This is a genomic window from Streptomyces sp. NPDC006326 (assembly GCF_040612915.1).
In the GTDB taxonomy this organism is placed as follows: Bacteria; Actinomycetota; Actinomycetes; order Streptomycetales; family Streptomycetaceae; genus Streptomyces.
This window is the reverse complement of sequence record NZ_JBEXRC010000021.1, coordinates 15179-41589: the sequence shown is the minus strand read 5'-3', so window position 1 is coordinate 41589 and position 26411 is coordinate 15179. Positions and strand designations below refer to the sequence as shown.

Sequence of the window (26411 nt, the reverse complement as noted above, 5' to 3'; positions counted from 1 at the left end):
GTGGTGACCCGAGGAGCCACCTTGGCTGCTGAGCTGCACGTCGAGCTGGTCGCGGCGGACCGCAATGTCTGGTCCGGCGAGGCCACCCTGGTCGTCGCCCGCACCACGTCCGGCGACATCGGCGTCATGCCCGGTCACCAGCCGCTTCTCGGTGTGCTGGAATCGGGCCCGGTGACCATCCGTACCAGCGAGGGCAACACTGTCGTCGCCGCGGTGCACGGCGGATTCATCTCGTTCGCGGACAACAAGCTGTCCCTGCTGGCCGAGATCGCCGAGCTCGCGGACGAGATTGACGTCCAGCGGGCGGAGCGGGCACTGGAGCGCGCGAAGTCGGAGGCCGATGCGGCCGCCGAGCGTCGCGCCGATGTCCGGCTGCGCGCGGTCGCGGGGCACTGAGCCCCGTAACCGAACAGGTGTGAGACCTCAGCCGCGGTCCGGTTCTGGAATTTTCCAGACCGGGTCGCGGCTGAGGCGATGCAGGTGCTTTTTCGTGTGCGGTATGTCGATGAGCGAGGAGGTCGGTGAAGATGCTCCTCGCTCTGCTTGTGAGCGGCCTGGTCGTAGCCCTGGTGGTGATCGGGCTCTTTGTGTTCGGTCTGCGCCGCAGACTCATCCAGCGTTCCGGCGGCACCTTCGACTGCAGTCTGCGCTGGGGCGTCTCCGAGGAACCCGACGTCTCCGGCAAGGGCTGGGTGTACGGGGTGGCCCGCTACAGCGGTGACCGCATCGACTGGTTCCGTGTCTTCTCCTACTCCCCCCGGCCGCGCCGGCTGCTGGAGCGCGCCTCCATCGAGGTGATCGCCCGCCGTGCTCCCGAGGGCGAGGAGGAGCTGGCGCTGCTGTCCGACGCCGTCGTGCTCGGCTGTCTCCACCGGGGGACCCGCCTGGAGCTGGCGATGAGCGAGGACGCGCTGACCGGGTTCCTGGCCTGGCTGGAGGCGGCGCCTCCGGGACAGCGGGTGAACGTGGCGTAGGGGCGCACACCGCCTTCCGTACGCGAAGAAGCCGGGGGGACGGGGGCGGACCCGTCTCCCCGGCTTCGTCCTTCTTTCGGAGGGAGTGCGTACCGGGGCAGTGCGGGGTGCTTACTGCAGTCCGGTGTGGATCGCGTTGGCGAGCTCGCCGTTCGCGGTGTCGCCGCTGAATTCCCAGAAGAAGGCGCCCTTGAGGCCCTGCTGCTTGGCCCAGGTCATCTTCCCGGCGACGGTGGCGGGGGTGTCGTAGCTCCACCAGTTGCTGCCGCACCTGGCGTAGGCCGTGCCGGCCACGGTGCCGGTGGCCGGGCAGCTGCCCTTGAGCACCTTGTAGTCCTCGATGCCCTGCTCGTACGTGCCCGCGGCGGGCCCGGTGGCGGCGCCGCCGGGGGCGTCCTGGGTCACGCCGGTCCAGCCGCGGCCGTAGAAGCCGATGCCGAGGTTGAGCTTGGCGCCGGCGATGCCCTTGCCCTTGAGCTTGGTGATGGCGGCCTCGGAGTTGAACCCGGCGATCGGGATGCCGGCGTACGAGGTGAGCGGGGAGTGGGGGGCGGTCGGGCCCTTGGCGTCCCACGCGCCGAAGAAGTCGTACGTCATGACGTTGTAGAAGTCGACGTACTGGGCTGCGCCGGCGTAGTCGGCGAGGTCGAGCTTGCCGCCGTTGGAGCCGTCAGCGGAGATCGCGGCGGTGACCAGGTTGCTGCCGCCGAACTTGGCGCGCAGTGCGGAGAGCACGTTCTTCAGGGAGGCGGCGCCGCTGGTGTCGCATGACAGCCCGCAGGCGTTCGGGTACTCCCAGTCGATGTCGATGCCGTCGAAGACGTCCGCCCAGCGCGGGTCCTCGACCAGGCTGTAGCAGGAGTCGGCGAAGGCGGCCGGGTTCGCCGCGGCCTGGCCGAATCCGCCGGACCAGGTCCAGCCGCCGAAGGACCACAGCACCTTGATGTTCGGGTACTTGGCCTTGAGCTTGCGCAGCTGGTTGAAGTTGCCGCGCAGCGGCTGGTCCCAGGTGTCGGCGACGCCGTCGACGGCCTGGTCGGCGGTGTAGGCCTTGTCGTAGTCGGCGTAGGAGTCGCCGATGGTGCACTTGCCGCCCTGCACGTTGCCGAAGGCGTAGTTGATGTGGGTGATCTTCGCGGCGGAGCCGGAGGTCACCAGGTTCTTCACGTGGTAGTTGCGGCCGTAGACGCCCCATTCGGTGAAGTAGCCGAGTTTGACCTTGCCGCCCGGGTCCGGGGGCGTGGTGCCGCCGCCGGTCGTGGTGACCGAGAGGGTGCCCGAGGACGGGCCCGTCTGGCCGGCGGTGTCGCGGGCGGTCACGCTGTACGCGTACGTGGTGCCCTTGGTCAGGCCGGAGTCCGCGTAGGTGGTGCCGGCGACGGTCGCGATCTTGGTGCCGCCGCGGTAGACGTCGTAGTTCTTGATGCCCTTGTCGTCGGTGGCGGCGCTCCAGCCGAGGGTGAGCGCGGTGTCGGTGACCCCGCTCGCGGTGGGGGTGCCGGGGGCCGACGGCGGGCTGTCGGTGGGGGTCGTACCGCCGTCGCAGGAGCCGCCGTTGATCTTGCAGCCGCTGGGGGAGCCCGGGCCGGCGCCGTTGAAGCCGAAGCTGGCCGTGGCGCCGGGGGCCAGGGTGCCGTTCCACCCGACGTTCTTGCCGGTCCAGTGGGTGCCGGAGCTGGTGACGGTGGCGTCCCAGGCAGAGGTGACCGTCGTGCCCGCGGGGTAGTCCCACTCCACGGTCCAGCTGGTGAGGGTGGTGGTGCCGGTGTTCTTCACCGTCCACTTGCCCTCGAAGCCGGAGCCCCAGTCGGAGACCTTGGTGTACGTCGCCGTCGCGGAGGCGGCGGCCTCGGCGGGGGCGGCCACGGCCACGAGTCCCGCGACGGGCAGGGCGAGGGCGGCCACGGTCGCGGCGAGCCGTCGGATCAGTCGGAAGCGGGGTGGGGGTGCTGTGCTCAAGGGTGCTCCTCCGTAGGTCCGTCGTGGCCGAGCAGCCGACTACGACTGGGGATGGGACCTGCGCCGCCCGTGAGCGTGTTGTCATGCCACGCTCACCACAGTTGCGGCGAGCGTAGAAAGGTCTGGACCAAGCGTCAAGAGGTCCAGACCTCCTCTCAGCCCGGTTCCCCGGAGTCCTGCTGGAGCCCCAACTCCCGTGCCAGCACCGCCGCCTGGACCCGGCTGCGCAGCTCCAGCTTCGCCAGCAGCCGGCTGACGTGCGTCTTCACCGTCGCCTCCGCCATCTCCAGCCGCACCGCGATCTCCGCGTTCGCCAGCCCCTCGCCCAGGCAGCCCAGCACCTCCCGCTCCCGGCGCGTCAGCGAGGCCACGGCCGCGGCGCGCTCCGGCGGCACACAGGGCCGTACGGCCTGCGGAACCGCGAACTCGGCGATCAGCCGCCTCGTCACCGCCGGGGCGATCAGACCCTCGCCGCGCGCGACGGTCCGTACCGCCTCGATCAGCTCGGCCGCCTCCGCGTTCTTCAGCAGGAAGCCCGCAGCCCCCGCCCGCAGCGCGCCGAACACGTACGCGTCGAGGTCGAAGGTGGTCAGCACCAGGACGTCGGCCAGCCCCTCCGCCACCACCCGGCGGGTCGCCGACACGCCGTCCAGCCGCGGCATCTGCACGTCCATGAGGACGAGATCCGGCCGCAGTTCCCGGGCGAGGCGCACCGCCTCCTCCCCGTCCGCGGCCTCGCCCGCCACCTCGATGTCACCGGCGCTGCGCAGGATCAGCACCAGCCCGGCCCGTACCGCGCTCTGGTCCTCCGCCACCACCACCCGGATCGTCATCCGGCCACCGCCTTCTCCTCCGCGGGCAGGACCGCCCGCACCTGCCACAGCGATCCCGCCCGGCCCGCCTCGAACCGGCCGCCCAGCAGTTCCGTCCGCTCCCGCATGCCGACCAGCCCGGCGCCCGAGCCGGGGGCGCGGGGGCCCGGCCGGTCCCCGTACGGCGAGTCCACCCGTACGGTCAGCAGCCCGTCCGCATGCGACACCCCGACGCGGACCGTGCCCGGCGCCGCGTGTTTGAGGGCGTTGGTCAGCGACTCCTGAACGATCCGGTAGGCGGCCAGCTCCACCGGAGCCGGGACCGGCTGACCGGGCGGCCGCTCGTCGCGGAGTACGAAGTCCAGCCCGCTCGCCGAGCCGTTGACCCGGGCCTGCCCCAGCAGGGCGTCCAGTCCGGCGAGCGAAGGGGTGGCGGCCGGTTCCTGCTCGGCCCCCGCGTCCCGCAGCAGCCCGATCAACCGGCGCATTTCGGCCAGCCCCTCCACGCTGTTCTCCCGGATCACCCCGAGGGCTTCCCGGCTGGTGGCGGGGGAGTCGATGGAGAGGGCGGCGGTGGAGTGGATCGCGATGGCGGACAGGTGGTTGGCCACCATGTCGTGCAGCTCGCGGGCCATCCGGGCGCGCTCGGCGACCACCGCCTGGTGGCGGTCCATCTCGGCCAGCAGCGCCGTCTGCTCGGCCCGCAGCCGGGCGGCCTCCGCCGCCTCGCGGTGGTTGCGCAGGGTGGCGCCGGTCAGGGCCGGGCCGAAGCTCACGATGCCGGTGATCACACCGATCATCAGTGCCTGCGGGGTGCGCAGCCAGGCCACGGAGGCGATGGTCACGGCGACGGTGACCAGGCCGGTGGAGACCGGCAGCCGGCGGGCCATCGAGGGTTTCCCGTAGACCACGGCCGCGTACATCAGGTCCGTGAAGATCAGGACGGTGCCCAGGTTCCCCACGGTGAACTGGTCGGCGATCACCCCGACCGTGCCGACGACCACCGTGACCCGGGGGGCGGTGCGGCGCAGCAGGCCGACGGCCCCGAGGACCAGGAGGGGGACCAGGGCGGCCCAGGCGGGGAAGAAGTGCCGGTTGCCGGTGCTGTAGATGCCGAGCGCCCAGAGCACCACCCCCGCGAGGACGCTCAGCGCGGCGAGCAGGACGTCGTGGGGGTGCGGCCGGAAGACGGCGCGCTGCCGGGAGGGGGGATGCGGGGCGGCGGTCCTGGTCACGGTCCCATCCAACACGGTGCGGGGAGGAGCCGGCCTCGGTACGGCGGTGGAGGGCCGGGCCCCCGCACTACACCGAAGGATGCAGTCGCTCTTCGTCTCCCGCGACGAGGAGGAGCGGGGCGGCGGCCGGGACCCTGGAACGAGTGGTGTTTTCGAGGAACCGAGCGGAAGGGGAGCCACGTGCTCGTCGCCCTGATCATCGCCTGCGAGATCGGCTTCTGGGTGCTGCTGGCCGGGGGGCTGGCCCTGCGCTACCTGGCCCGGATGCCGAGGCTGGGAGCGGCGGTCCTGCTCTGCGAGCCGCTGCTGGAGCTGACGCTGCTCGTGGCCACGACCCTGGACCTGAAGAACGGCGGGGAGCCGAGCTGGACGCACGGGCTCGCCGCGCTCTACCTCGGCTACACCGTCGGATACGGCCCCTACACGGTGAAATGGCTCGACCGGCACGCCGCGTACCGGTTCGGAGAGGGGTCGCGGCCCCCCGGCCCGCTGTACGGCAAGGCCCGTGCCGCCCACGAGTGGAAGCTGTGGATCCGGACCCTGGCCGCAGCGGTCGTCGCGCTCGGACTGCTCCAGGCGGCGGTCTGGTACGCGGGCGACGCGGCGGACACCGAGGGGCTGCGGGCCTGGCAGCTCGCCGCCCTGCGGGTGCTCGTCATCCACACCGTCGTCGCGGCGACCTACTCGATCTGGCCGCGCAAGGCCCCCGCGGGGGCCGAGGTCCGGCGCTAGCGCTCGCCCCCGGGCACCCAGAGCACATCCCCGAGCTCCTTGTTGGCCGTCCGGGCCAGGATGAACAGGAGGTCGGACAGGCGGTTCAGGTAGGTGGCGGTCATCGGGTTCATCGTCTCGCCGTGCACCTCCAGCGCGGCCCAGGTGGAGCGCTCGGCGCGGCGGACCACGGTGCAGGCCTGGTGCAGCAGGGCCGCGCCGGGGGTGCCGCCGGGGAGGATGAAGCTGCGCAGCTTCTCCAACTCCTCGTTGAAGCGGTCGCAGTCGGCCTCCAGCTTGTCCACGTAGAACTGCTCGACGCGCAGGGGCGGGTATTCCGGGTTCTCCACCACCGGGGTGCACAGGTCGGCGCCGACGTCGAACAGGTCGTTCTGCACCCGGACCAGGACCTTCACGACCTCCGCGGGCAGGCCGCCGAGGGCGATGGCGGTGCCGATGGCCGCGTTGGCCTCGTTGGCGTCGGCGTACGCCGAGATCCGCAGGTCGGTCTTGGCCGTACGGCTCATGTCGCCGAGGGCGGTCGTGCCCTTGTCGCCGGTGCGGGTGTAGATGCGCGTGAGGTTCACCATGCGGCCAGCGTAATGAGCCGCCCCGGAAAACCCCACGCGCCGGCCGGTCCCACGAGGCGCTGGAGCGGGGGGAGCCCGGGGCGGCGGACGCTGACGCGGGGCTCCGGCTGCGGATCCGGGCGGAGCACCTGGCGGACGCACCCCTGCCGCGGGTGCGCTGCGGCCCGCCGAGGAGGACGCCCCGGTACGCGACCACGTCAAGGACCCGGTGGCCGAGGACCGGGCCGCCGGACGCCGGACGCGGGCGGAGCCGGACGCACTCTTGCACGCGGAGGCCACCCTGTCCGTGGTCTCCCGCAGGCTGTGCGCGGTCCGGCCCTGACGGCCCGGCACCGCGAGGAGTGTGCTGCCTCGTCGTCCGCGGCCGGATGGCCCGGACCCGGGCCACGCGCGACGTGGCACGGGAGGCCGGCCGGCCGGAGGAGCTGGAGCAACGCATCCGCGGCGGGGCCCGCCGGTATCGGCGGGTGAACTCCGCGCCGGGGCCCGGGCGGTGGGCCGGACCGGTGTGATGTCCGTCATCTGAGACGTGACGCGTGTTACTTCACGGTCCCACCGCCGCCCGCGAGCGCTAGTCTCCGCCGGAGAGGCCATGAGACCGGGCCGTTTGAGAACGAGGGGTGTGCAGTGGCTGGGAAGCTCGCCGTCATCGGTGCAGGACTGATGGGTTCGGGGATTGCTCAGGTCTCCGCTCAGGCGGGTTGGGACGTCGTGCTGCGCGACGTCACCGACGCCGCCCTGACGCGCGGTACCGACGGCATCAAGGCCTCGTACGACAAGTTCGTCTCCAAGGGCAGGATGACGGCGGAGGACGCCGAGGCCGCGCTCGCCCGCATCAGCACGACCACCGACCTCGACGCCGTCGCCGACGTCGACATCGTCGTCGAGGCCGTCTTCGAGAAGCTTGAGGTCAAGCACGAGATCTTCCGCTCCCTCGACAAGCTCGTACGGGACGACGCGATCCTCGCGTCCAACACCTCCGCCATCCCGATCACCAAGATCGCCGCGGTGACGGAGCGTCCGGAGCGGGTCGTCGGCGCGCACTTCTTCTCGCCCGTCCCGATGATGCAGCTGTGCGAGCTGGTCCGCGGCTACAAGACCAGCGACGAGACCCTCGCCACCACCCGGGCGTTCGCCGAGTCCGTCGGCAAGACGTGCATCGTCGTCAACCGCGACGTCGCCGGTTTCGTGACGACCCGTCTGATCTCCGCACTCGTCGTAGAGGCCGCGAAACTGTACGAATCGGGCGTGGCGTCCGCCGAGGACATCGACATCGCGTGCAAGCTGGGCTTCGGACACGCGATGGGCCCGCTGGCCACCGCCGACCTCACCGGCGTGGACATCCTGCTCCACGCGACCAGCAACATCTACACCGAGTCCCAGGACGAGAAGTTCGCGCCGCCGGAGCTGATGCGCCGCATGGTGGACGCGGGTGATTTCGGCCGCAAGACCGGGCAGGGCTTCTACAAGCACTGAGCGATCGAGCGCCCTAGTTCGAATGCCAGCACCCGCACGGGTGAATTAGGTATCGGTTCGCTCACGGTCGGCAACTTCCCTGCCCGCGTGGCAGTCAGTTGCAGTGAAAGTTGTCGACCACGGACCAGTCGGACCATACGTACGCAGGACTGCCGGGAGCACACATGCACATCAGGGGCGACCACGCCGAACTCGCTGTCGGGGGCCGCCTCGACGTGCGCAGCGCGGCGGACGCCCGTACGGCCCTCCACGCCGCCCTCGACGACGGCCACGGCGACCTCGTCCTCGACCTCACCGGGCTCGACTCCTGGGACGCGACCGGCCTCGGCGTGATCATGGGCGCCCACCGGAGGGCCGGCCGGACGGGGCGCCGCCTCGTCCTGCGCGGGGTGCCGCCGCAGATGCAGCGGCTCCTCGTCGCGACCCGGCTGCACCGGATCCTCGCCATCGAGGGCGGCCTGGAAGCGGAATCCCTCCCGCGGGTCTGAGGCCGGATTCCGTTTGCGTTTCCTGCGGAAACGTAACGGTCCGGTGGTGATGGCACCCCTGCGGTTCCCCGTACGACCGGCCACCGTCTAGGGTTCGGGCGGAAACCGGACCAGTAGCGACAGCGGCATGTGCGAAGGCCGGGCGGCAGGACGGCGAGGCGCAGGGCGCGATCGGGGGACTTGGTCATGGACCGTACACAGGGGCAGGCCCATCCGCAGGAGCCTTCCAAGGGAGCAGCCGGGGCGGCGGAAGGACCCGTACCGCCGGCGCCCGCGGGGCCCTCCGCTTCCTCCCCGGCGCCCGCCGCGCGGGTCGTCACCCTCACCGCCGGGGACTTCACCCTCACGGTGAACCCCGTCGACGGCAGCGAGATCGAGCCCCGCCGCCCCGGCACCGGCGGCGGCCGCCCGCCCAAGCGCGACGCGGCCTCCCGCACCGCCCGCGACGCCGCCGCCCGTCCGCCCGCCCTGCCCGGGGCGGCCGGCCCGGCCGCCCCGCTGCTGGGGCGCGAGGAGGAACGGGAGCGGCTCGTACGACTGCTGGCCCGGGGCCGTTCCGTACGGCTGACCGGCCCCGCCGGATCCGGCCGCACCGCCCTGCTCGACGCGGTCGCCGCCGACTGCGCGGGCATGGCCCCCGACGGCGTCGTACGCCTCAGCGGCCACGGGCACCAGCAGCCGGGCGAGCTGCTCCAGGCGCTGTACGCGGCCGTGTTCGAGGCCTCCCTGGAACGGCCCGAGCGGATCGAACTCCTCGCCCGCGTACGCGACATCGGCGCCATCGTCCTCCTCGACGACCTGGAGATGGGCGGGAGCGCCCTCGACGAGCTGCTGCGCGCCACCCCCGAATGCGCCTACCTGCTGGCCGCCACGCCCGACACCCGGGCCCCCTCCGACGACTCCCACCTGGAAGAGGTCTTCCTCGGCGGCCTCGGCCGCACCGAGTGCCTGCAACTGCTCGAAGCCGGCCTCGGCCGGGCACTGACCGACGAGGAGACCGCCTGGGCGGGCGACCTGCGCTTCGCCTCGGAGGGGCTGCCGCTGCGCTTCGTGCAGGCGGCCGCGCTGCTGCGGCAGCGCGACGAGCTGAACCGGCTCTCGGCCGAGGACGACGACGAGGAGCCCGGGGTCTTCGAGGAACGGCCGCGTGACGCCGCGTACGTGCCCCTGCCCACGCTGGCCGAGGGCGCGGCCCCCGCCGAGCTGCTGGCCTCGCGGGCCAGCGAATCGGCGCGGGCGGCGCTGCGGATCGCGTGCGCGCTCGGCGGTGAACTGCCGCACCACGCCCACCTGCCCGCACTGGTGGGGGACACCCACGCGGACGCGGCCGTCGCCGAACTGCTGGCCGCGGGGCTGGTGACCCCGGTCGGCACCCGCTACCGGCTCGCCGCCGGGGTGGCCCGGCAGCTGGAGGAGGCCGGGTACGGGGACACCGCCGCGGAGGAGGCCCGTACGGCGGCCCGCCACTACGCCTGGTGGACCGGGCACGCCTCGGTGGCCCCGGAGCGGGTCGCGGCGGAGGCCGAGGCGGTGGTGGCGGCCCTCGCCGGAGCGGACGTGGTGGCCGCGGTGCTGCTGGCCCGGACGGCGGCGCCGGCCTTCGCGGCTTCCCGGCACTGGGAGGCGTGGGAGCGGGTGCTGCGCTCGGGCGCGGAGGCCGCGCGCAAGGCGGGGGAGGTCGCGGAGCAGGCGTACTTCCACCACGAACTCGGGGTGCTCGCGCTGTGCGAGGGCCGGCTGGACCGGGCGCGCGCCGAGCTGGAGGCGTCGATCGGGCTGCGCGGCGCCCTCGCGGACAAGCGGGGCACGGTCGCGGGGCGGCGGGCGCTGGCGCTGGTCGCGGACCGGGAGGCGGCGGGCGTCCAGGTGTCGCCGCCGCTGCGCCTGGAGCCGCCGGCCGCTGCCCCCGTGGCTCCGCCGGCGGCTCCGCGGTCCTCGGAGGCGGTGACCGCGGCCCTGCCGGTGGCTGCGCGCGTGGCGCCGGTGGTACCGGTGACCAAGCGGGCGCAGACCCCGGCGACGCTGTCGGAGGTGTTCGAGGAGGCCTTCCCCCTCAACCCGAAGCCGGCGCCCGCGCCGATCGCCCGGCCCGAGCCGCCGCCGGCCCGGCAGTCGCGCCGCAAGCCGGCGCTGCTGGCGGCGGCGGGAGCGGTGACGGTGGCGGTGCTGGGCACGGTGGTGGCCCTGGCGATGTCCTCGTCGGACTCCGAGTCGCCGACCGGCGGCGGCCCGGCGGTGTCGTCGACCCCGACGTCGTCCCTGCCGGGGGCGCCGGAGAGTAGCGGTAACGTTCCTGCGCCGGCGCCGGGCGCCACGGATCCGGCCCCGGAATCCACGGCCGCGCAGCCGGAGCAGCCTCCCGGAGCCACCCCGTCCTCGCGCACGCCCTCGCGCCGGCCGTCGTCGACCCCGCCGCCGTCCCGGCCGTCGGGGGGCAACCCGACGCCGCCGACGCCGACGCCGCCGTCCCCGACGCCCCCGCAGCCGAGCCCGCCGGACCCGACCCCGACGCCAACGGCCCCGACCACGACGGCCCCCGTACCGTCGTCCACCGTGTAACCCCGGGGGTGGGGGTCGGTAGGCGGGGCGGTGGCGTGGGGGCGGGATGCCCGCGGGCGGGGTCGGTGGGGTTCCGGGGGCGTCCCGTCAGTCCACTGTCCTTCCGGGGTGGGCCGGGCCGTCAAGGGCGCTCCTTCGTCGCGTCGCTTCGCGATGGCCTGCGGCCACCCCTGACTGCCCGGCCCGCCCCGGAAAGACAACAGACTGCCGGGAAGCCCCCGGGGAATGGCCGGGGGGTACGTGTTCCGGGACGGGCCCGTCGGCGATGGGCGGGCCGTGTCCCGTCGCCAGTTCCCCATCCGGGGCCGATAGCCCCCCTATGCCGGGCCCCGGCCGGGTCAAGCCGCAGCCGACGCCAATGAGATGACCATCGGGGGCGGGAGAGGCCACCATCGCCTCAGATCGCTACGCGCTCCTCCCGGCTTGGCGTCCGACGACCGTCCGTGGCCCGCTGCGGGGGCCGGGCCGCGAGATGTGCGGGCGGGTGGGGACACTGCGGTGGTGAGTCGAGGATGAGCGGTCACCGCCGGGTCCGTTCGCGATCCCGCTAGGTCCGCGAGCCGAGACGAACTTCCGGAGTGGCCCCGCCCCGCTCCCGGGCAACGACACCACACCCGGCGAAGCCCGCCCGCCGGGCCTTGGCCGCCCGCCCGCCTGGGCCCTGGCCCGCGCCTCGGTCCGTCAGAACAGGCGGAGCTTGTCGTCCTCGATGCCGCGCAGGGCGTCGTAGTCCAGGACCACGCAGTCCATCCCGCGGTCAGCGGCCAGTACGCGCGCCTGCGGCTTGATCTCCTGCGCCGCGAACACGCCCCGTACCGGCGCCAGGTGCGGATCCCGGTTCAGCAGTTCCAGGTAGCGGGTCAGCTGCTCGACGCCGTCGATCTCGCCGCGGCGCTTGATCTCCACCGCCACCGTCCCGCCGGAGGCATCCCGGCACAGGATGTCCACCGGGCCGATCGCCGTCATGTACTCGCGCCGGATCAGCGTGTAGCCGTCGCCCAGCGTGTCGATCCGGTCCGCCAGCAGCTCCTGCAGGTGCGCCTCGACGCCGTCCTTGATCAGGCCCGGGTCGACGCCGAGCTCGTGGGAGGAGTCGTGGAGGACTTCCTCCATGGTGATGATGAGCTTCTCGCCCGCCTTGTTGACCACCGTCCAGACGCCGGCGTCATCCCCGCTCCCCTCCTTGAGGGTGCACGGCGGCGACATCCAGTTGAGCGGTTTGTACGCCCGGTCGTCCGCGTGGATCGAGACACTGCCGTCGGCCTTCACGAGGATCAGACGGGGTGCCGAGGGCAGATGGGCGGTGAGCCGGCCCGCGTAGTCGACGGAGCAGCGGGCAATGACGAGACGCATGGTCGGCAACGCTACTCGACCGACCCGCCTCCACGCGATTCGCCCCCGAAAGCCCCCTTCGCCGATGGCGCGTTGTATGCGCATTCTCCTGGTGCGGCACCCGAGGGGCGCCTACCGTGGTGAGCAGGAGGTTGCCGAGCGTGCACGCTGCGTCGCGGCCTCCTTCCCTGCCCGTAAGACTCCGGCAACCCAAACGCCGGGGTCGCGAGAGGAGAACCCATGTCGCTCGACGTCTCACCGGCCCTACTCGAACAGGCCGAGCGAGGCGAGGTCGACGAAGCCGCTTTCGTCGACTGCGTCCGGACCTCCCTGCCCTATGCCTGGGAGATGATCAGCTCGCTGGTGGCCCAGCTGAAGGTCGACGGCGGAGAGTTCGCCGACAACCAGACGCCGCCGCCCGACGAGCAGGCGCGCGGGCAGCTGCTCCGCGCCCTCGCGAGTGACGCGATAAGGGGTGCGCTGCAGCGGCACTTCGGGGTGCGGCTGGCCTTCCAGAACTGTCACCGTGTGGCCGTCTTCCCGCTGGACCCTTCGGTGGACGACAGGCTGGCCAAGTTCACGTCGATCCGTGGCCAGCTGCTCAACCAGTCGCCGGAGCTGCGGGACTGCTAGGACCGGAGGCACCACCAGCCGGACCAGCACCACCGTCCCACCGCGCCACCCGCAAACCCGTACTCCGCTGCCGCTCCGTATCCATCGCGGGAGGTGCACTGATACCGGAGCGGCAGCATTCCGGCCGGGCTCTCAGCCGAGGCGGGGCAGGACCTCGGCGCCGAGGCGCCGTACGTTCTCCTCCGTCGCGGCGAGATCACCCGAGCCCTCCGTCAGCAGCGCGAACCGGGTGATGCCCGTCCGCTCGGAGGTCGCCGCCAAGCGGTCCGCGGCCAGCCGCGGGGTCCCCACGGGATGCAGATCGCACAGCAACTCCGTGTACGCGACCGGGTCACGCATCGTGCGCAGCCGCCCGTCCACCGTCACGTGGGCGTCCAGTCCCTGTTTCAGCCAGCCCGGCATCGATTTCATCAGGGTTTCCCTGGCGTCCACCGTCCGGTCCGCCAGCTGGCACACGCCCGCCGACACGTGCGGAGCGTGCGGCGGGTGGCCCGCCGCCGCGGCCGTACGCCGGTACAGCGCGACCATCTCCGCCTTCTCCTCGTCACCGCAGTGCATCCCGAGCAGCATGGGCAGCCCGCGCTCCGCGGCCAGCCGGACCGACGCGGGGGAGGTGCAGGCGACGATCACTTCCGGCCCGGATCCGTCCCCGTCCAGCGCCTCCGACGGGCGCGGGACGACGGCCACCTCGCGGAAGCCGTACCGCTCGCCGTCGGCCGAGACCCTCGGCTGCGCCAGCCAGCGCCGGAGCAGGTCCAGCGCCTCCGGGAAGCCGTTCTCGTACGCGTCCAGGCCGCCCCCGAACACCTCCAGGTCCACCCACGGCCCGCCCCGGCCCACCCCCAGGGTGAACCGGCCCCCCGCGGTGAGGTGCAGGAGCGCCGCCTGCTCGCCGAGGGCCACCGGATGCGTGCTCGGCAGCACGCTCACCGCCGTGCCCACCCGCAGCCGCCTGGTCCGGCCCAGCAGCAGGGCCGCCAGGGTCACCGCCGAGGGACACACCCCGTACGGGACGAAGTGGTGCTCGGCGAGCCAGACGGCGTCGAGACCGGCCTCCTCGGCCGCCTCGGCGGTCCGCACCGCCCGGTGCAGCGCCTCCCCCTGGCCCTGGCCCGGGAACTGGGCCGCCAGTACAAACGCTCCTACGCGCATCGCCTTTAGCCTCCTCGTGGCTGACGCGGCCTCCCCCAGGTGGACCGGTTCTTCTGACGGCAACAACGTCTGACACGTGCCAAAGGCACGGCCTGACAGGAAAGTTATTGGGATAGTCAGGCCAGTCGTCGCCCTCCGGGCTGCCTCTGCCGGCCACCCTGCGGGTACCCGCCCTCGCTGCGCGTAGTCTGGAAGAAAGTCACTTCCGTCCGCCCATTCGTGAGGTATACGTGTCACCGCGCCACAACCGCCCCAGGGGCGGCGGGAATCCAGCCGACCGTCCGGACCCGGGCACGGGCGGCCTGGACCGGTTCGGGCTGGAACGGACCGAGGAGTACCAGGGCGAGGAGTGGAAGGTCCGGCACGTCGCGGGCGCGAGCGCGGCGGGCAAGCGCTACCGCTGCCCGGGCTGTGACCAGGAGATCCCCTCGGGCACCCCGCACCTCGTGGCCTGGCCGGAGTACGGCGGCGTCGACGACCGCCGCCACTGGCACAAGGCCTGCTGGAACGCGAAGGACCGCCGCACCTCGCGGGTGCAGCGGTCCCGTAACGCCCCTCGGTACTGACGAGGCCAGGCCCTAGACGTCCCGGCGGCCGACCACCACGTACGACGCCGCCACCGCGGCTCCCGTCACCAACGTGATCAGCACCATCTGGGACAGGTTTCCTGGCAGCGTCTCGGTGCCGCTGCCGCCGTTGTCCGCCATGCCGAACATCTGCATCAGCGCCACCGGTGCGTTGTGCTGCAGGACCGCCGTCCCGAGCGAGGCGGTGGCCTGCCAGACGCTCAGTATCCCGCCGACCACCGGCGGCAGGGTGACGACGCCGATCATGACGGCGATGGCCCCGGCCGAGTGCCGTACGAGTGCCCCGACGGCCAGGGCGAGCACGCCCAGCAGCGTCACGTAGACGCAGCCCGCGAGACCGGAGATCCACTCGTGGCCGGAGTGCTCCCCCGCCGCGGGGCCGCCGTGCGCGATGGCGGCGGCCACGCCGACGACGAAGACGGATCCGGCGGTGGCGGTGAAGCAGGCCAGGGCCGAGACCAGGTACTTCGCGGTCAGGACCCGATGGCGGTCCGGGGCCGCGGTGAAGGTGGTGCGGACCAGCCCGGTGCCGTGCTCGGAGGTGATCGTCAGCACCCCGAGCACCATCACCGAGAGCTGCCCGACCAGCAGACCGAAGACGGCCGGCGTGGTGAAGGGCATCTCGTTGTAGTTCTCGTCGCGGGTCTGCGAGATGGCGAGCAGGCCGACGCCGACCACGAGCAGCACCAGCGAGCCGAGCGTCCACACCGTGGAGCGCACCGAGATCAGCTTCGTCCACTCCGAGGCGAGCGCGTGCCCCAGGTGCGGGCGCGGTGTCGGAAGCGGCGAGCTGTAGGGCTCGGCCGCGGGGTCCGGGCAGGTCGCCGGGTTCGGGCCGGTCGTCGGGCCAGTCGTCGGGCGGCCGGTCATCGGGTGTCCTTGCGGGTGTCTGCGGTGGTGTTTCGGGCGGCTTCGGCGAGGTCGGCTGCACTGCCGGGCATCAGGAAGGGCCGGCCGCCGGCCCCGGGCGGAGGGGGAGCGAAGAACCCTTCCTGCGGCACCTGCGGCGCGGGCGCCTCCTCCTCCCACCGCGGGACGCTCAGCGGCTCGGGCTCCCACAGCTCGGCCCGCGGGTCATCGGTGGAGGTGTACTCGACGGAGGACTGGGTCATCCGCATGTAGGCCTCCTCCAGCGAGGCCCGGTGCGGGGACAGCTCCCACAGCCGTACCCCGGCCCCGTGGGCGAGGTCGGAGATGCGGGGCAGCTCCAGGCCGGTCACGCGCAGTGCTCCGTCGGGCTCCTGGAGGACCCGGCCGCCCGCCTCGGTCAGGGCCGTGGCCAGCGTGTCCCGGCCATCCCGATCGGTGTCGGCCGCCCGCACCCGTGCGAATCCGGCCGAGTTGTGCGTGATGAACTCCTGGGTGCCCATGTCGGCCAGCAGCCGGCCCCGGCCGATCACGATGAGGTGGTCGGCGGTCAGCGCCATCTCGCTCATCAGGTGCGAGGAGACGAAGACGGTCCGCCCCTCGGCGGCGAGCTGCCGCATGAGGTTGCGGACCCAGAGGATGCCCTCGGGGTCCAGCCCGTTGACCGGCTCGTCGAACAGGAGCACCTGGGGGTCGCCCAGCAGGGCGGTGGCGATGCCGAGCCGCTGGCCCATGCCGAGCGAGAAGCCCTTGGTCCGCTGCCGTGCGACGTGCTGGAGGCCGACCACGGCGAGGACCTCGTCCACCCGCTTCTCGGGGATGCCGGAGAGCTGGGCCACCGAGAGCAGGTGGGTGCGTGCCCGGCGGCCGCCGTGCACGGCCTTGGCGTCGAGCAGGGCGCCGACGTGCCGCTGGGCGTTCGGCAGCTCCCGGAAGGGGAGGCCGTTGATCGTGACGCGGCCGGAAGTGGGCCGGTCCAGGCCCAGGACCATGCGCATGGTGGTGGACTTGCCGGAGCCGTTGGGCCCCAGGAAGCCGGTGACATGACCTGGCTTGACCTGGAAGGACAGCTGGTCGACGGCTGTCTTGGCGCCGAAGCGCTTGGTCAGGCCGACTGCCTCGATCATTGCTCTGCCCCTTGCCGGACGGACGGCTTTCGTCCGAGTAAGGGTTAAGAGGATATCGAGGGGGTTCCGGTTCCGCCCCCGGCCGATCCCTGAGCCTTCCCTGAGGCCGACCCGGGGATGACCCGTAGTACGGGCGGTGTCCGCCCGGGGACGGATCTTTGGCGCGGGGTCCGCCGTGAGACGGACCCCACACCTCCCCCGGCGGGGACGGCCGTCCGTCAGGCGTCGCGCTTCCTGAGCACGAGGTAGCCGCCGAGCACCGCGGCGAGCACCCACAGGGCCATGATCCCGAAGCCGCCCCAGGGGCCGTACGGGGCCTCGGCGCTGTCCATCGCCCCCGGGACCGTCTGCATGATCTTGGAGCCGGCCTGGTCCGGGAAGTACTGGGCGACCTTCCGGGTGGCGCTCACGGCTCCGAGGATCGTCGAGACGAGGAAGAAGAACGGCATCAGGATGCCGAGGGCCAGCATCGAGCTGCGCAGGACCGTCGCCACGCCCATCGAGAACAGGGCGATCATGGCCATGTAGAGCCCGGCGCCGACCACCGCGCGCAGCACGTTGGGCTCGTCGATGCCGATGCTGTGGTCGCCGAGGATGGCCTGCCCCAGGAAGAAGGACAGGAAGCTCGTGACCAGGCCCACGACCAGCGCCAGCGCGGTCGCCACCAGCAGCTTGCCGAACAGGAACTGCGCGCGGCGCGGGACGGCGGCCAGCGAGGTGCGGATCATGCCCGAGCTGTACTCGGTGCCCACGACCAGGACCCCGAAGACGATCATGGCGAGCTGGCCGAGGGTCATGCCGGCGAAGCTGGCCAGGGTCGGGTCGAAGGTGAGCTGCTGCTCCTGGGGCATGTCCGTGAAGGTGGCGTTGACGACGGCGCACAGGCCGGCGCTCACGCCGACGGTGACCACGAGCGCCGCGACCAGCGTCCAGGTGGTGGAGGCCACCGTACGGATCTTGGTCCACTCGGACCGGAGAACTGCGGGGAAGGACATGGTCACTGCCCGCCCTTGCGCTTCGCCTCGAAACCGGCGCCCCACGCGGGGGCGTCCTCGGCCGGGCCCGGAGCGGCCGGGACGGCGGGGGTTCCCGGGGTCTGTGGTGCTCCCGGGGCTCCCGGTGCGTGGGCGTGGTACTCGACGGAGTCCGCCGTCATCCGCATGAACGCTTCCTCCAGTGATGCCCGCTGCGGGCTGAGTTCGTGCAGCACGATCCGGTGTTCGGCGGCCAGTTCGCCGAGCTGCTCCGGGGCGACCCCGTCGATCTCCAGTGCACCGGTGCCCGGGACGCTGATGGCGGCGATCCCCGCCTGGTGCAGGAGGTCCTTGAGGCGCTCCTGCTGCGGTGAGCGCAGCCGGACGTAACTGCGGGAGTTCTGGTGAATAAAATCAGCCATGGACATGTCGGCCAGTAGCTTTCCCTGGCCGATGACGATCAAATGGTCTGCGGTCAGCGCCATTTCGCTCATCAAGTGGGAAGAGACGAAGATCGTCCTCCCCTCGGCTGCCAGGCCCTTCATCAGATTGCGGATCCAGAGAATTCCCTCGGGGTCCAGACCATTGACGGGCTCGTCGAACATCAGGATCTCCGGGTCGCCGAGCAGCGCGGCGGCGATTCCCAGCCGCTGGGCCATACCCAGCGAAAATCCTTTCGACTTCTTCTTCGCCACCGGCGTCAGGCCCACGAGATCCAGGACCTCGGTGACCCTGCGCTCGGGGACGCCGTTCGACTGGGCGAGGCAGAGCAGGTTGTTGTAGGCGCTGCGGCCGCCGTGCATCGCCTTGGCGTCCAGCAGTGCACCGACGTGCTTCAGCGGTTCCCTCAGGTCCCGGTAGTGCTTGCCGTCGATCCGGACCGTCCCGCTGGTCGGGTTGTCGAGGTCGAGCATCATGCGCATGGTCGTGGACTTCCCCGCCCCGTTGGGGCCGAGGAAGCCGGTCACCACCCCCGGTCTGACCTGGAAGCTGAGGTGGTCCACGGCGGTCTTCGCGCCGAATCGTTTCGTAAGGCCCTCAAGCTCGATCATGCGGTTCACGCTAGAACGCCCGAGGGCCCTACGCCACCTCACCGACGTGACATAAGGCCCTCGGGCATGCGCTCCTCGACAGGACGGAGCGGCCGGTGCGTGAACGACCGGCGAACTAACGGCTCTGCTGGGCCGGAACGCCCCGCGTGACCGGCTCGTCGTCGATCGGGGAGCCGGCGGCCGCGACGGCCGCACCGGTCAGCGTCGCCAGCATCTCGCGGACGTTGGTCAGCTGGGCGTTGATGGAGTCGCGACGGTTGGTGAGCGCCGCCAGCTCGCGCTCGGACTCGCTGCGGATGCGGTCCGCCTTGGCGTTGGCGTCGGCCACGATGTCCTCGGCCTGGCGCTGCGCGGTCTCGACGGTCTGACGGGCGCGGCGCTCGGCGTCCGTACGCAGCTTCTCCGCCTCCAGGCGCAGCTGCTCGGCGCGGTGCTCGATCTCCGCGAGGCGCTTCTCGGCCTTCGCCTGACGCGAGGCCAGGTCCCGCTCGGACTGCTCACGGCGCTTGGCCAGGTTGGTCTCGAAGTCCGCGGCGGCCTGGGCGGCCTTGGCACGGGTCTCCTCGAACAGGGCGTCGGCCTCCTCGCGCTTGGAGGCGGCGTCCTTCTGGGCCTCGGCGCGCAGGGTGGCGGCGTCGCCCTTGGCCTTCTCGACGATGCGGACGCCCTCGTCCTCCGCCTTCGTCTTGCGGTCGGCGGCGAACGACTCGGCGTCGTTGCGCACCTGCTGGGCGGCCGACTCGGCCAGCTCGCGGTGCTGCTCGGCCGCCCGACGGGCCTCCTCGCGCAGGTCCTTGGCCTCCTCCTCCGCGAGGCGCAGGATCTTCTCGACCCGGGCACCGAGACCCGCGTACGACGGCTCGGCGTCGCTCACCTGGGCCTGGGCGTTCTGCGTTTCGAGGTGCAGCTCCTCGATCCGCTTTTCCAGAGAGTTGATTCGTCCAAGGGCGCTGTCGCGGTCCGAGACCAGCTTGCTGATGCGGTCGTCCACCTGACCGCGGTCGTAACCACGCCGCACGAGCTCGAAGCCGAAGGGGGAGGAAGTGTCGCTCATGGGGTTCCTGTCGAATGAGACCGATGAGGTGCTACGTGAGGTGTTGGGGGAATCCTAGGCGCCCGAGCGGCGTGTCATCGAGTCAATCCCGGTTTGATCTGGACAATGACACCCCTTTTGAGTGGCAAGGCGACAGAATGCTTATCACCCGTTCGTGTGAACCTTCATCAGGAACACACATCTCCCACCGCGACTAGCCCTCCGACCCCTTACCACCAGAACGAGTGGAACCCGCGGTCGCCGCGGCCTTCACGCCCCCGGAGCCCTGACCGCCGATCGCCGGCTTCCCGCCACCCGAGGGCGCCTCGAATGATTCCAACGCCTCAAGAACGTCCTGGACACGGGAGATCTCCGCCTGGATGTCCTCGCGCCTGCGCACCAGGACCTCCAGCTCGCGACGCCCCTCCTCGACGAGCCGCTCGGCCTCCGCCTTCGCCTCCGCGAGCGCCTGCTCGGCCTGACGCGCCAGGTCCGCCTTCTTCTGCTCGGCCTCCTTCAGCAGCGCCTCCGCCTTGCGGACCGCTGCGATACGGACCTTGCTCGCCTCACTGCTCGCGTCCGACAGCAGCTCCTTGGCCTTCTGCTCGGCCTCCACGCTCTGCTCGGTCGCCGCACGGACCAGCTTGTCCACGCGCTCGCCGGCCGACTTCATCTGCTCGGCCGACTCCCGGCGCGCCCGCTCGTGCAGCTCCTCCACCTCGGACTCGACCCGGGCGCGCAGCTCCTCCGCCCGTTCCCTTATGGCCGCCGCGTCGGAACGCGCGCCGACCAGCAGCTCGTCCGCGTCCGTACGGGCCTTCTCCACCAGGGAGTTGCCCTCGACCGTCGCCTCCGAGGTGATCCGCACGGCCTCCTTGCGGGCGGCGTCGACCATCGCGTCCGCCTGCTCCTCGGCCGCCGTCGTCGCCGCGAGGGCCTGCTTCTTCGCCTCGGAGGTGAGCTTGTCCGCCTCCGCCGCGGCCTCGGTGATGAGCCGGTCCACCTGCTCCGCGGCCTCGCTGCGCCGCTTGTTGGCCTCCTCGCGGGCCTCGTCCAGCAGCCGCTGCGACTCGGCGCGCGCCTCCGTACGGGTGCGCTCCGCCGCGGTCGCCGCCTCGGCCTTGACTCGCTCGGCCTCCGCGCGGGTACGGGTCGCGTGCTCCTGCGCCGAGGACAGCGCCTCCGACGCCTCCGCCCGCAGCCGTTCGGCCTCGGTGGCGGCCTCGCCCACGGTGCGCTCGTTGTCCTTGCGGGTCTGCTCGACGAGCCGGTCCGCCTCCGACGCCGCCTCGGTGATGAGCCGGTCCGCCTGCTCGGCGGCCTCGCTGCGCAGCCGGTTCGCCTCCGCGCGGGCCTCGTCGAGGGTCTGCTCGGCCTCCCGTTCGGCGCCCGCCAGCGTCTCGTTCGCCGCGACCGTGACCCGGTCCGCCTCCGCGGTGGCCTCGCCGATGATCCGGCCGCCCTCCGCCCGGGCGTCGTCGAGGACCTGGGCCGCCTCGGCCCGCAGCCGCTCGGCCTCGGCCGCGGCCTCACCGACCGTCAGCTCGTTGGCCGCACGGGTCTCGTCGACCAGGCGGTCGCCCTCGGTCCGGGCGTCGACCAGGATCCGCGCCGAGTCCCGCTCGGCCGCGGCCAGCGTGTCGGCCGCCTGCTTGGTGAGCCGCTCGGCCTTCGCCGTCGCCTCGCCGACCGTCGCCTCGTTCGCCGCGCGCGTCTCCCGCGTGAGCCGCTCGGCCTCGGACGCCGCCTCGGTGACCAGCCGGTCCGCCTGTTCGGCGGCGTCGCTGCGCAGCCGGTTCGCCTCCGCGCGGGCCTCGTCCAGCGTGTCCGCCGCCTCGGCGCGGGTGGCGTCCGCGGCCGCGACCGCCTCGGCGGTGAGCCGCTCCGCCTCCGCCGTGGCCACCTCGACGGTGGCCGCGTTCGCCGCGAGGGTCTCCTCGGTGATCCGCTCGGCCTCCGCCGTCGCCTCGGCGACGATCCGGCCGCCCTCGGCGCGGGAGGACTCCAGGGACTCCGCCGCCTCCCCGCGGATCCGGTTCGCGTCCTCGCGGGCGTCGGCCCGGGTCCGGGCCGCGTCGCGCTCGGCCGCGGCCAGCGCGTCCGTGGCCTCCGTACGCACCCGCTGCGCGTACTCGGCGGTGTCGCTGCGCAACTGCTCCGCCTCGGCGATCGCGTCGCCGACGGTCCGCTCGGCCAGCGCCTTCGCCGCGTCCGTCTCGGCCCGGGCCTCGCTGCGGATCCGGTTCGCGTCCTCGGTGGCCCGCTCGCGCTCCTCGTAGGCGTCCTTGCGGACCCGGCCGGCCTCCTCCTCGGCCTCCGTCCGCGTCCGCTCCGCGGCGTGCTCGGCCGCGGAGCGCAGCCCGGCGATCTCCTCCTCGGCCTGCTCGTGCAGACCGGCCACCGCATCGCGCACCTGCTGGGCGGTGGTCTCGGCCGCCGACACCAGCTCAGCGGCGCGCCGCTCCGCCTCCTCGGTCAGGCGGGCCGCCTCGGCCTGGGCCTCCTCCGAGCGCCTGCGGGCCGCGGCGAGCAGCTCCTCGCTCTGCTCGCGGGCCTGCGCCCGCTCGTTGTCCGCGTCGGTACGGGCCGACGCCAGGGTCTCCTCGGCCTCCCGGCGGCGCCGGGACGCCTCCTCCGCCGCGGCGGCCAGTGCCTCGGCCGCCTCCTCGGCGACCCGTTCGGCGGCGGCCTTCGCCTCCGCGCGCAGCCGGTCCGCGGTCTCCTGCGCCTCGGAGCGCACCCGCTCCGCCTCGGCCTCGGCCTCACTGCGCAGCCGTACGGCGATCTGCTCGGCCTCGGCCCGGACCCGGCCGGCGTCCTGCGCCGCCTCGGTGCGCAGCTGCTCGGCCTCCGTCTCGGACTGCGCCTGGAGGGTGCGGATCCGCTCCGCCGACTCGGCGCGCAGCCGGTCGGTCTCCTCGGTGGTCTCCCGGCGGATGTTCTCCGCCGCCCCGCGGGCGTCGCGCAGGGTCTGCTCGGCCGTGGACAGCCGGCTCTCCGCCTCCGCGTGCAGGCGTACGAGCTCCTCCTCGGCCTCCGTCCGCTTCGCGGCCAGGGCCTGCTCGGTCTCCTCGCGCCGCGCGCGGGCCGCCGCGTCCGCCTCGGTGCGGACGGCCTCCGCCTGCTCCTCGGCCTCGGCGCGCAGCCGCTCCGCCTCGGCGCGGGTGCGCTCCAGCGTCTCCTCGGCCTGCCGGCGCAGGGTGGTGGCCCGCTCGACGGCCTCGGCGCGGACCCGCTCGCTCTCGGCGCTCGCGCCGGCGCGCAGTTCGTCCGCGTCGGCCTTGGCCTTGCCGAGCAGCTCCTCGGCGGTCTTCGCCGCCTCCTCGATCTGCTGGACGGCCTCCCGGCGGGCCTCGCCGCGGATCCGCTCGCCCTCGGCGACGGCCTCGGCGCGCAGCTGCTCGGCCTCGCCGCGCAGGCGCCGCGCCTCCTCCTGGAGTTCGACCGTACGGGCCCGGTACTCCTCGGTGTCGTCCTTGGCCGCGCCCTTGAGCTCGTCGGCCGTGGCCGCCGCCTGGGCGCGCAGCCGCTCCGCCTCCGCCTCGGCCTCGCGGCGGATCCGCTCGGCCTCCTCGGATGCGGCGCGGGTGGTGGCCTGCGCGTCCTGCGAGGCCTTGTTCAGTACGTCCTCTGCCGTCCGCGCGGCCTTCGCGAGCTGGGCCGCGGTGTCCTCGGCCGCCGCCGCACGCGCCTGCTCGCCGGCTTCGGTGCGCAGCCGCTCGACCTCGGCGCGGGCGTCGGCGAGGGTCTGCTCGGCCTCCGCCTTGAGGGTCTCGGCCTCCTTGGTGGCCTCGCCGACCAGCCGGGCCACCTGCTCCTTGGCGGTGCGGGTGCGCTGCTCGTTGACCGACTCCGCCGACGCGAGCTGGCGGGCGGCGCTCTCCTTGGCCTCCGCGAGGAGCTTCTCGGCCTGGGCGCGGGCCTCGCGCAGGGCCCCGTCGGCTTCCTGGACCCGCTGCTCGGCCACGCGGCCGAGGTCCAGGGTCTGCTGCCGGGTCAGCTCGGCCTCGGCGGTGGTGCTCGAACGCAGCCGCTCCGCGTGCTCGGTGGCCTCCTGGGCCTGCGCGGAGGCGGCGGTCAGCAGCCGCTCGGCCTCCTTGCGGGCGCGCAGCAGGGTGGCCTCGGCCTCGGCGCGGGCGGCCTCCGCGTCGGCGGCCATCCGGCGCCGGGTCTCCTCGGCGACGCGGGCGGCCTCCGCGCGGGCGGCGTTCAGGGACTGCTCGGCCTCGGCGCGGGACTCCTCCATGAGCCGGCGGGCCTGGGCCTCGGTACGGGCGCGCAGCTGCTCGGCCCACGCCACGTTCTCGTTGACGTGCGCCTCGACGGTCTGGCGGCGCTCGTTGAGCTCCTGGTCGAGCCGCTGGCGCCGGTTGACGGCCTCGGCGTGCAGCTCGGCCTGCAGGCGGGCCTGGTGCTCCGCGTGCTCCTGGAGGATGCGCTGGGTCTGCGCCCGGGCGTCGCGCAGCTCGCGCTCGGCGTCCGAACGCATCTGGTCGGCCTGGACCTGGGCATTGCGGAGCAGCTGCTCGGCCTGGTAGCCCATGTCCGCGCTGTCGTAGGCGGGGCGGGACGCCAGGGCGCGCCGTACCTCGTGGAGCTTCGCCCGCAGCACCTCGACCTGGTATCCGAGGTCCTCGGCGTGCTGGACGGCCTTCCCGCGCTCCTTCTTCAGCCGCTCCATCTCGGCTTCGAAGCGCGTGAGATGGTCGGCTTCAGCCTGATGGCTCTCCTGGCTTTCGTAGCCCCGCACAGCGCGGTCCCATCCGTCCCCTGGTCGCAAGCTCACTCCCAAATGAGCACCGTCCGCCCGCTGAACGGCGCCCCCGGGGGAATGGTGTCAGATACCGGGGCAGGGGTCACAGGCCCCGACCCCGTCTGAAGCACCGAACCCCGGCCGAGCCACGGCCACTCTACCGGCCGGGGAATCGGGACATCAGTGCGCTGGTGCACGGATCGTCCGCTTCCGGTATGCGGACGTCCGGTTTGTGATCAAGAAGAAGCGGAAGAAGCGGGGCAGGGTGCTCGCGGCCCAGGCCGCCCCGGGCCGCGAGCCCCTCGGCCGTCAGTGCCCGGCGCCCGGCTCCTGCGGGGCGGAGGTGACCAGTTCGGTGAGCACCCCGTGGCAGTCCTTGGGGTGGAGGAAGGTGATGGAGGACCCCATCGAGCCGGTGCGCGGCTGGTCGTAGAGGACGCGTACGCCCTTGCCGCGGATGGCCTCGGAGTCGCCCTGGACGTCCTCGGTGCCGAAGGCGATGTGGTGGACGCCCTCGCCGTTCTTGGCGAGCCACTTGCCCACCGCGGAGTCCTCGCGGGTGGGCTCCAGGAGCTGGAGGTAGGAGGCCCCGCCGTCGGAGGTCTCGTTGATCTTGAGCATGGCCTCGCGCACACCCTGCTCCTCGTTGACCTCGGTGTGGAACACCTCGAAGCCGTACGTGGCACGGTAGAACTCGACGGTCTTGTCGAGGTCGAAGCAGGCGATCCCGATGTGGTCGATTCTTGTCAGCATGGGACCAGTGCACCGCCGAGGAGGGTTGTCACGCAACGTGCCAGCGATCACACCGACTGCCCGGTGACGGCGCGGGTACCGCTCAGTACATTCAGGTAAACCCTCGTTCACTCCTCATCTTCAAGGGGCTGTGCCTCATGTCCGGAACGAACAACACCACGTCCGTGATCGTCGCCGGGGCCCGCACGCCCATGGGGCGACTGCTCGGCTCGCTGAAGTCCTTCTCGGGCGCCGACCTCGGCGGCTTCGCCATCAAGTCCGCCCTGGAGCGGGCCGGCATCGCCGGCGACCAGGTCCAGTACGTGATCATGGGCCAGGTGCTGCAGGCCGGCGCGGGCCAGATCCCCGCCCGCCAGGCCGCCGTCAAGGCCGGCATCCCGATGAACGTCCCCGCGCTCACGATCAACAAGGTGTGCCTCTCCGGCCTCGACGCGATCGCCCTGGCCGACCAGCTCATCCGCGCCGGCGAGTTCGACATCGTGGTGGCGGGCGGCCAGGAGTCCATGACCAACGCCCCGCACCTGCTGCCGAAGTCCCGCGAGGGCTACAAGTACGGCGCGATCGAGATGCTCGACGCGATGGCCTACGACGGCCTGACCGACGCCTTCGAGAACATCGCGATGGGCGAGTCGACCGAGAAGCACAACACCCGCCTCGGCATCGAGCGCGCCCCGCAGGACGAGTTCGCCGCCGCCTCGCACCAGCGGGCCGCGGCCGCCCAGAAGAACGGCGTCTTCGAGGCCGAGATCACCCCGGTCGAGATCCCGCAGCGCAAGGGCGAGCCGGTGGTCTTCTCCCAGGACGAGGGCATCCGCCCCGAGACCACGGTGGAGTCCCTCGGCAAGCTGCGCCCCGCGTTCGCCAAGGACGGCACCATCACCGCCGGCACCTCCTCGCAGATCAGCGACGGCGCCGCGGCCGTCGTCGTGATGAGCAGGGCGAAGGCCGAGGAGCTGGGACTGGAGTGGATCGCCGAGATCGGCGCCCACGGCAACGTGGCCGGCCCCGACAACTCCCTGCAGTCGCAGCCGTCGAACGCGATCCTGCACGCCCTGAAGAAGGAGGGCCTGGAGGTTTCCGACCTGGACCTCATCGAGATCAACGAGGCCTTCGCGGCGGTCGCCGTGCAGTCAATGAAGGACCTGGGCGTGACCCCGGAAAGGGTGAACGTCAACGGTGGCGCCATTGCCCTGGGACACCCGATCGGCATGTCCGGTGCCCGTGTGGTGCTGCACCTGGCCCTGGAGCTGAAGCGCCGCGGCGGCGGGGTCGGCGCGGCCGCGCTGTGCGGTGGCGGCGGCCAGGGCGACGCCCTGATCATCCGCGTGCCGCAGGCCTAGCACC

General features: G+C 72.7%; 22 protein-coding genes. 9 read left to right on the top strand and 13 right to left on the bottom strand.

The genetic code is table 11. The annotated features are described in order from the left end of the window. Window positions 1–21: 21 nt before the first annotated feature. Both ABZ128_RS18075 and ABZ128_RS18070 read left to right on the top strand, forming a co-directional pair. Complete coding sequence (locus ABZ128_RS18075; RefSeq protein ID WP_249767820.1) at window positions 22–396, top strand: F0F1 ATP synthase subunit epsilon; 375 nt, start codon at window positions 22–24, stop codon at window positions 394–396. A 131-nt stretch (window positions 397–527) separates the two neighbouring features. Continuing rightward, window positions 528–974 (top strand): DUF2550 domain-containing protein, encoded by a 447-nt coding sequence (locus ABZ128_RS18070; RefSeq protein ID WP_356849412.1) that lies wholly within the window; start codon window positions 528–530, stop codon window positions 972–974. 111 nt (window positions 975–1085) lie between these two features. Here the strand turns inward: ABZ128_RS18070 and ABZ128_RS18065 are convergent, their stop codons facing one another. From ABZ128_RS18065 to ABZ128_RS18055, 3 genes are all read right to left on the bottom strand, one after another. Further along, window positions 1086–2903 (bottom strand): glycoside hydrolase family 18 chitinase, encoded by a 1818-nt coding sequence (locus tag ABZ128_RS18065; protein WP_356849505.1) that lies wholly within the window; start codon window positions 2901–2903, stop codon window positions 1086–1088. Window positions 2904–3088: 185 nt separating this feature from the next. Continuing rightward, window positions 3089–3766, bottom strand: coding sequence for a response regulator transcription factor (locus ABZ128_RS18060; RefSeq protein ID WP_356849410.1), 678 nt, complete (start codon window positions 3764–3766; stop codon window positions 3089–3091). Beyond that, a complete protein-coding gene (locus ABZ128_RS18055; RefSeq protein ID WP_356849409.1) occupies window positions 3763–4980 on the bottom strand; it encodes a histidine kinase in 1218 nt (405 codons plus the stop codon). The genes ABZ128_RS18060 and ABZ128_RS18055 overlap by 4 nt, the downstream gene beginning before the upstream one ends. Window positions 4981–5160: 180 nt before the next feature. Between ABZ128_RS18055 and ABZ128_RS18050 the strand changes: the two genes are divergently transcribed. Next, a complete protein-coding gene (locus ABZ128_RS18050; RefSeq protein WP_356849407.1) occupies window positions 5161–5712 on the top strand; it encodes a hypothetical protein in 552 nt (183 codons plus the stop codon). Here the strand turns inward: ABZ128_RS18050 and ABZ128_RS18045 are convergent. Further along, window positions 5709–6281 (bottom strand): cob(I)yrinic acid a,c-diamide adenosyltransferase, encoded by a 573-nt coding sequence (locus ABZ128_RS18045; protein ID WP_356849406.1) that lies wholly within the window; start codon window positions 6279–6281, stop codon window positions 5709–5711. The two genes, ABZ128_RS18050 and ABZ128_RS18045, sit on opposite strands and share 4 nt — an antisense overlap. 627 nt (window positions 6282–6908) lie before the next feature. On the opposite strand from ABZ128_RS18045, the gene ABZ128_RS18040 reads away from it, so the two are divergent. From ABZ128_RS18040 to ABZ128_RS18030, 3 genes are all read left to right on the top strand, one after another. Further along, window positions 6909–7757, top strand: a complete 849-nt coding sequence (locus tag ABZ128_RS18040) for a 3-hydroxyacyl-CoA dehydrogenase family protein (RefSeq protein ID WP_356849405.1) — start codon at window positions 6909–6911, stop codon at window positions 7755–7757. A gap of 164 nt (window positions 7758–7921) precedes the next feature. Then, the gene (locus ABZ128_RS18035) at window positions 7922–8245 is read left to right on the top strand and encodes an STAS domain-containing protein (protein WP_133896866.1); all 324 of its coding nucleotides are present in this window, start codon (window positions 7922–7924) and stop codon (window positions 8243–8245) included. Window positions 8246–8431: 186 nt separating this feature from the next. Beyond that, the gene (locus ABZ128_RS18030; protein WP_356849403.1) at window positions 8432–10804 is read left to right on the top strand and encodes an ATP-binding protein; all 2373 of its coding nucleotides are present in this window, start codon (window positions 8432–8434) and stop codon (window positions 10802–10804) included. 681 nt (window positions 10805–11485) lie between these two features. On the opposite strand, the gene nucS is transcribed toward ABZ128_RS18030, so the two are convergent. Then, window positions 11486–12157: an endonuclease NucS gene (nucS, locus tag ABZ128_RS18025; protein ID WP_356849402.1), complete on the bottom strand. Its 672-nt coding sequence runs from the start codon at window positions 12155–12157 to the stop codon at window positions 11486–11488. Window positions 12158–12376: 219 nt separating this feature from the next. Between nucS and ABZ128_RS18020 the strand changes: the two genes are divergently transcribed. Beyond that, window positions 12377–12769, top strand: a complete 393-nt coding sequence (locus ABZ128_RS18020; RefSeq protein ID WP_226724241.1) for an SCO5389 family protein — start codon at window positions 12377–12379, stop codon at window positions 12767–12769. Between the two features lie 132 nt (window positions 12770–12901). Here the strand turns inward: ABZ128_RS18020 and ABZ128_RS18015 are convergent, their stop codons facing one another. Continuing rightward, window positions 12902–13921 (bottom strand): LLM class flavin-dependent oxidoreductase, encoded by a 1020-nt coding sequence (locus ABZ128_RS18015; protein WP_356849400.1) that lies wholly within the window; start codon window positions 13919–13921, stop codon window positions 12902–12904. A 230-nt stretch (window positions 13922–14151) separates the two neighbouring features. Here ABZ128_RS18015 and ABZ128_RS18010 point away from each other — a divergent pair, with 230 nt between their 5' ends. Next, window positions 14152–14487: an ATP/GTP-binding protein gene (locus ABZ128_RS18010; RefSeq protein WP_356849399.1), complete on the top strand. Its 336-nt coding sequence runs from the start codon at window positions 14152–14154 to the stop codon at window positions 14485–14487. Between the two features lie 12 nt (window positions 14488–14499). On the opposite strand, the gene ABZ128_RS18005 is transcribed toward ABZ128_RS18010, so the two are convergent. The 7 genes from ABZ128_RS18005 to mce all read right to left on the bottom strand — a co-directional run bounded on the left by ABZ128_RS18005 (window position 14500) and on the right by mce (window position 25067). Continuing rightward, window positions 14500–15378, bottom strand: coding sequence for an ABC transporter permease (locus tag ABZ128_RS18005; RefSeq protein ID WP_356849398.1), 879 nt, complete (start codon window positions 15376–15378; stop codon window positions 14500–14502). Next, window positions 15375–16502 (bottom strand): ABC transporter ATP-binding protein, encoded by a 1128-nt coding sequence (locus ABZ128_RS18000; RefSeq protein WP_356849397.1) that lies wholly within the window; start codon window positions 16500–16502, stop codon window positions 15375–15377. The genes ABZ128_RS18005 and ABZ128_RS18000 overlap by 4 nt, the downstream gene beginning before the upstream one ends. Before the next feature lie 218 nt (window positions 16503–16720). After that, window positions 16721–17497 (bottom strand): ABC transporter permease subunit, encoded by a 777-nt coding sequence (locus tag ABZ128_RS17995; RefSeq protein WP_356849395.1) that lies wholly within the window; start codon window positions 17495–17497, stop codon window positions 16721–16723. Window positions 17498–17499: 2 nt separating this feature from the next. Then, window positions 17500–18528 carry an ABC transporter ATP-binding protein gene (locus tag ABZ128_RS17990; protein WP_356849394.1) on the bottom strand — a complete coding sequence of 343 codons (1029 nt, stop codon included), beginning with the start codon at window positions 18526–18528 and terminating at the stop codon, window positions 17500–17502. Window positions 18529–18643: 115 nt separating this feature from the next. Further along, window positions 18644–19582 carry a cellulose-binding protein gene (locus ABZ128_RS17985; RefSeq protein WP_356849393.1) on the bottom strand — a complete coding sequence of 313 codons (939 nt, stop codon included), beginning with the start codon at window positions 19580–19582 and terminating at the stop codon, window positions 18644–18646. A 193-nt stretch (window positions 19583–19775) separates the two neighbouring features. Continuing rightward, complete coding sequence (scy, locus tag ABZ128_RS17980) at window positions 19776–24311, bottom strand: polarized growth protein Scy (RefSeq protein WP_356849391.1); 4536 nt, start codon at window positions 24309–24311, stop codon at window positions 19776–19778. 312 nt (window positions 24312–24623) lie between these two features. Further along, entirely contained in the window at window positions 24624–25067 is a 444-nt protein-coding gene (gene mce, locus ABZ128_RS17975) for a methylmalonyl-CoA epimerase (RefSeq protein ID WP_356849390.1), read from the bottom strand. 137 nt (window positions 25068–25204) lie between these two features. On the opposite strand from mce, the gene ABZ128_RS17970 reads away from it, so the two are divergent. After that, window positions 25205–26407: an acetyl-CoA C-acetyltransferase gene (locus ABZ128_RS17970; RefSeq protein ID WP_356849389.1), complete on the top strand. Its 1203-nt coding sequence runs from the start codon at window positions 25205–25207 to the stop codon at window positions 26405–26407. Window positions 26408–26411 lie beyond the last annotated feature (4 nt).

Excerpts from the sequence above, each read along its gene's own strand:
- ABZ128_RS18070 (WP_356849412.1), top strand. The coding sequence starts at position 528 with ATGCTCCTCGCTCTGCTTGTGAGCGGCCTGGTCGTAGCCCTGGTGGTG.
- ABZ128_RS18060 (WP_356849410.1), bottom strand. The coding sequence starts at position 3,766 with ATGACGATCCGGGTGGTGGTGGCGGAGGACCAGAGCGCGGTACGGGCC.
- ABZ128_RS18045 (WP_356849406.1), bottom strand. The coding sequence starts at position 6,281 with ATGGTGAACCTCACGCGCATCTACACCCGCACCGGCGACAAGGGCACG.
- ABZ128_RS18035 (WP_133896866.1), top strand. The coding sequence starts at position 7,922 with ATGCACATCAGGGGCGACCACGCCGAACTCGCTGTCGGGGGCCGCCTC.
- ABZ128_RS18030 (WP_356849403.1), top strand. The coding sequence starts at position 8,432 with ATGGACCGTACACAGGGGCAGGCCCATCCGCAGGAGCCTTCCAAGGGA.
- nucS (WP_356849402.1), bottom strand. The coding sequence starts at position 12,157 with ATGCGTCTCGTCATTGCCCGCTGCTCCGTCGACTACGCGGGCCGGCTC.
- ABZ128_RS18020 (WP_226724241.1), top strand. The coding sequence starts at position 12,377 with ATGTCGCTCGACGTCTCACCGGCCCTACTCGAACAGGCCGAGCGAGGC.
- ABZ128_RS18015 (WP_356849400.1), bottom strand. The coding sequence starts at position 13,921 with ATGCGCGTAGGAGCGTTTGTACTGGCGGCCCAGTTCCCGGGCCAGGGC.
- ABZ128_RS18005 (WP_356849398.1), bottom strand. The coding sequence starts at position 15,378 with ATGACCGGCCGCCCGACGACTGGCCCGACGACCGGCCCGAACCCGGCG.
- ABZ128_RS18000 (WP_356849397.1), bottom strand. The coding sequence starts at position 16,502 with ATGATCGAGGCAGTCGGCCTGACCAAGCGCTTCGGCGCCAAGACAGCC.
- ABZ128_RS17995 (WP_356849395.1), bottom strand. The coding sequence starts at position 17,497 with ATGTCCTTCCCCGCAGTTCTCCGGTCCGAGTGGACCAAGATCCGTACG.
- ABZ128_RS17990 (WP_356849394.1), bottom strand. The coding sequence starts at position 18,528 with ATGATCGAGCTTGAGGGCCTTACGAAACGATTCGGCGCGAAGACCGCC.
- ABZ128_RS17985 (WP_356849393.1), bottom strand. The coding sequence starts at position 19,582 with ATGAGCGACACTTCCTCCCCCTTCGGCTTCGAGCTCGTGCGGCGTGGT.
- mce (WP_356849390.1), bottom strand. The coding sequence starts at position 25,067 with ATGCTGACAAGAATCGACCACATCGGGATCGCCTGCTTCGACCTCGAC.
- ABZ128_RS17970 (WP_356849389.1), top strand. The coding sequence starts at position 25,205 with ATGTCCGGAACGAACAACACCACGTCCGTGATCGTCGCCGGGGCCCGC.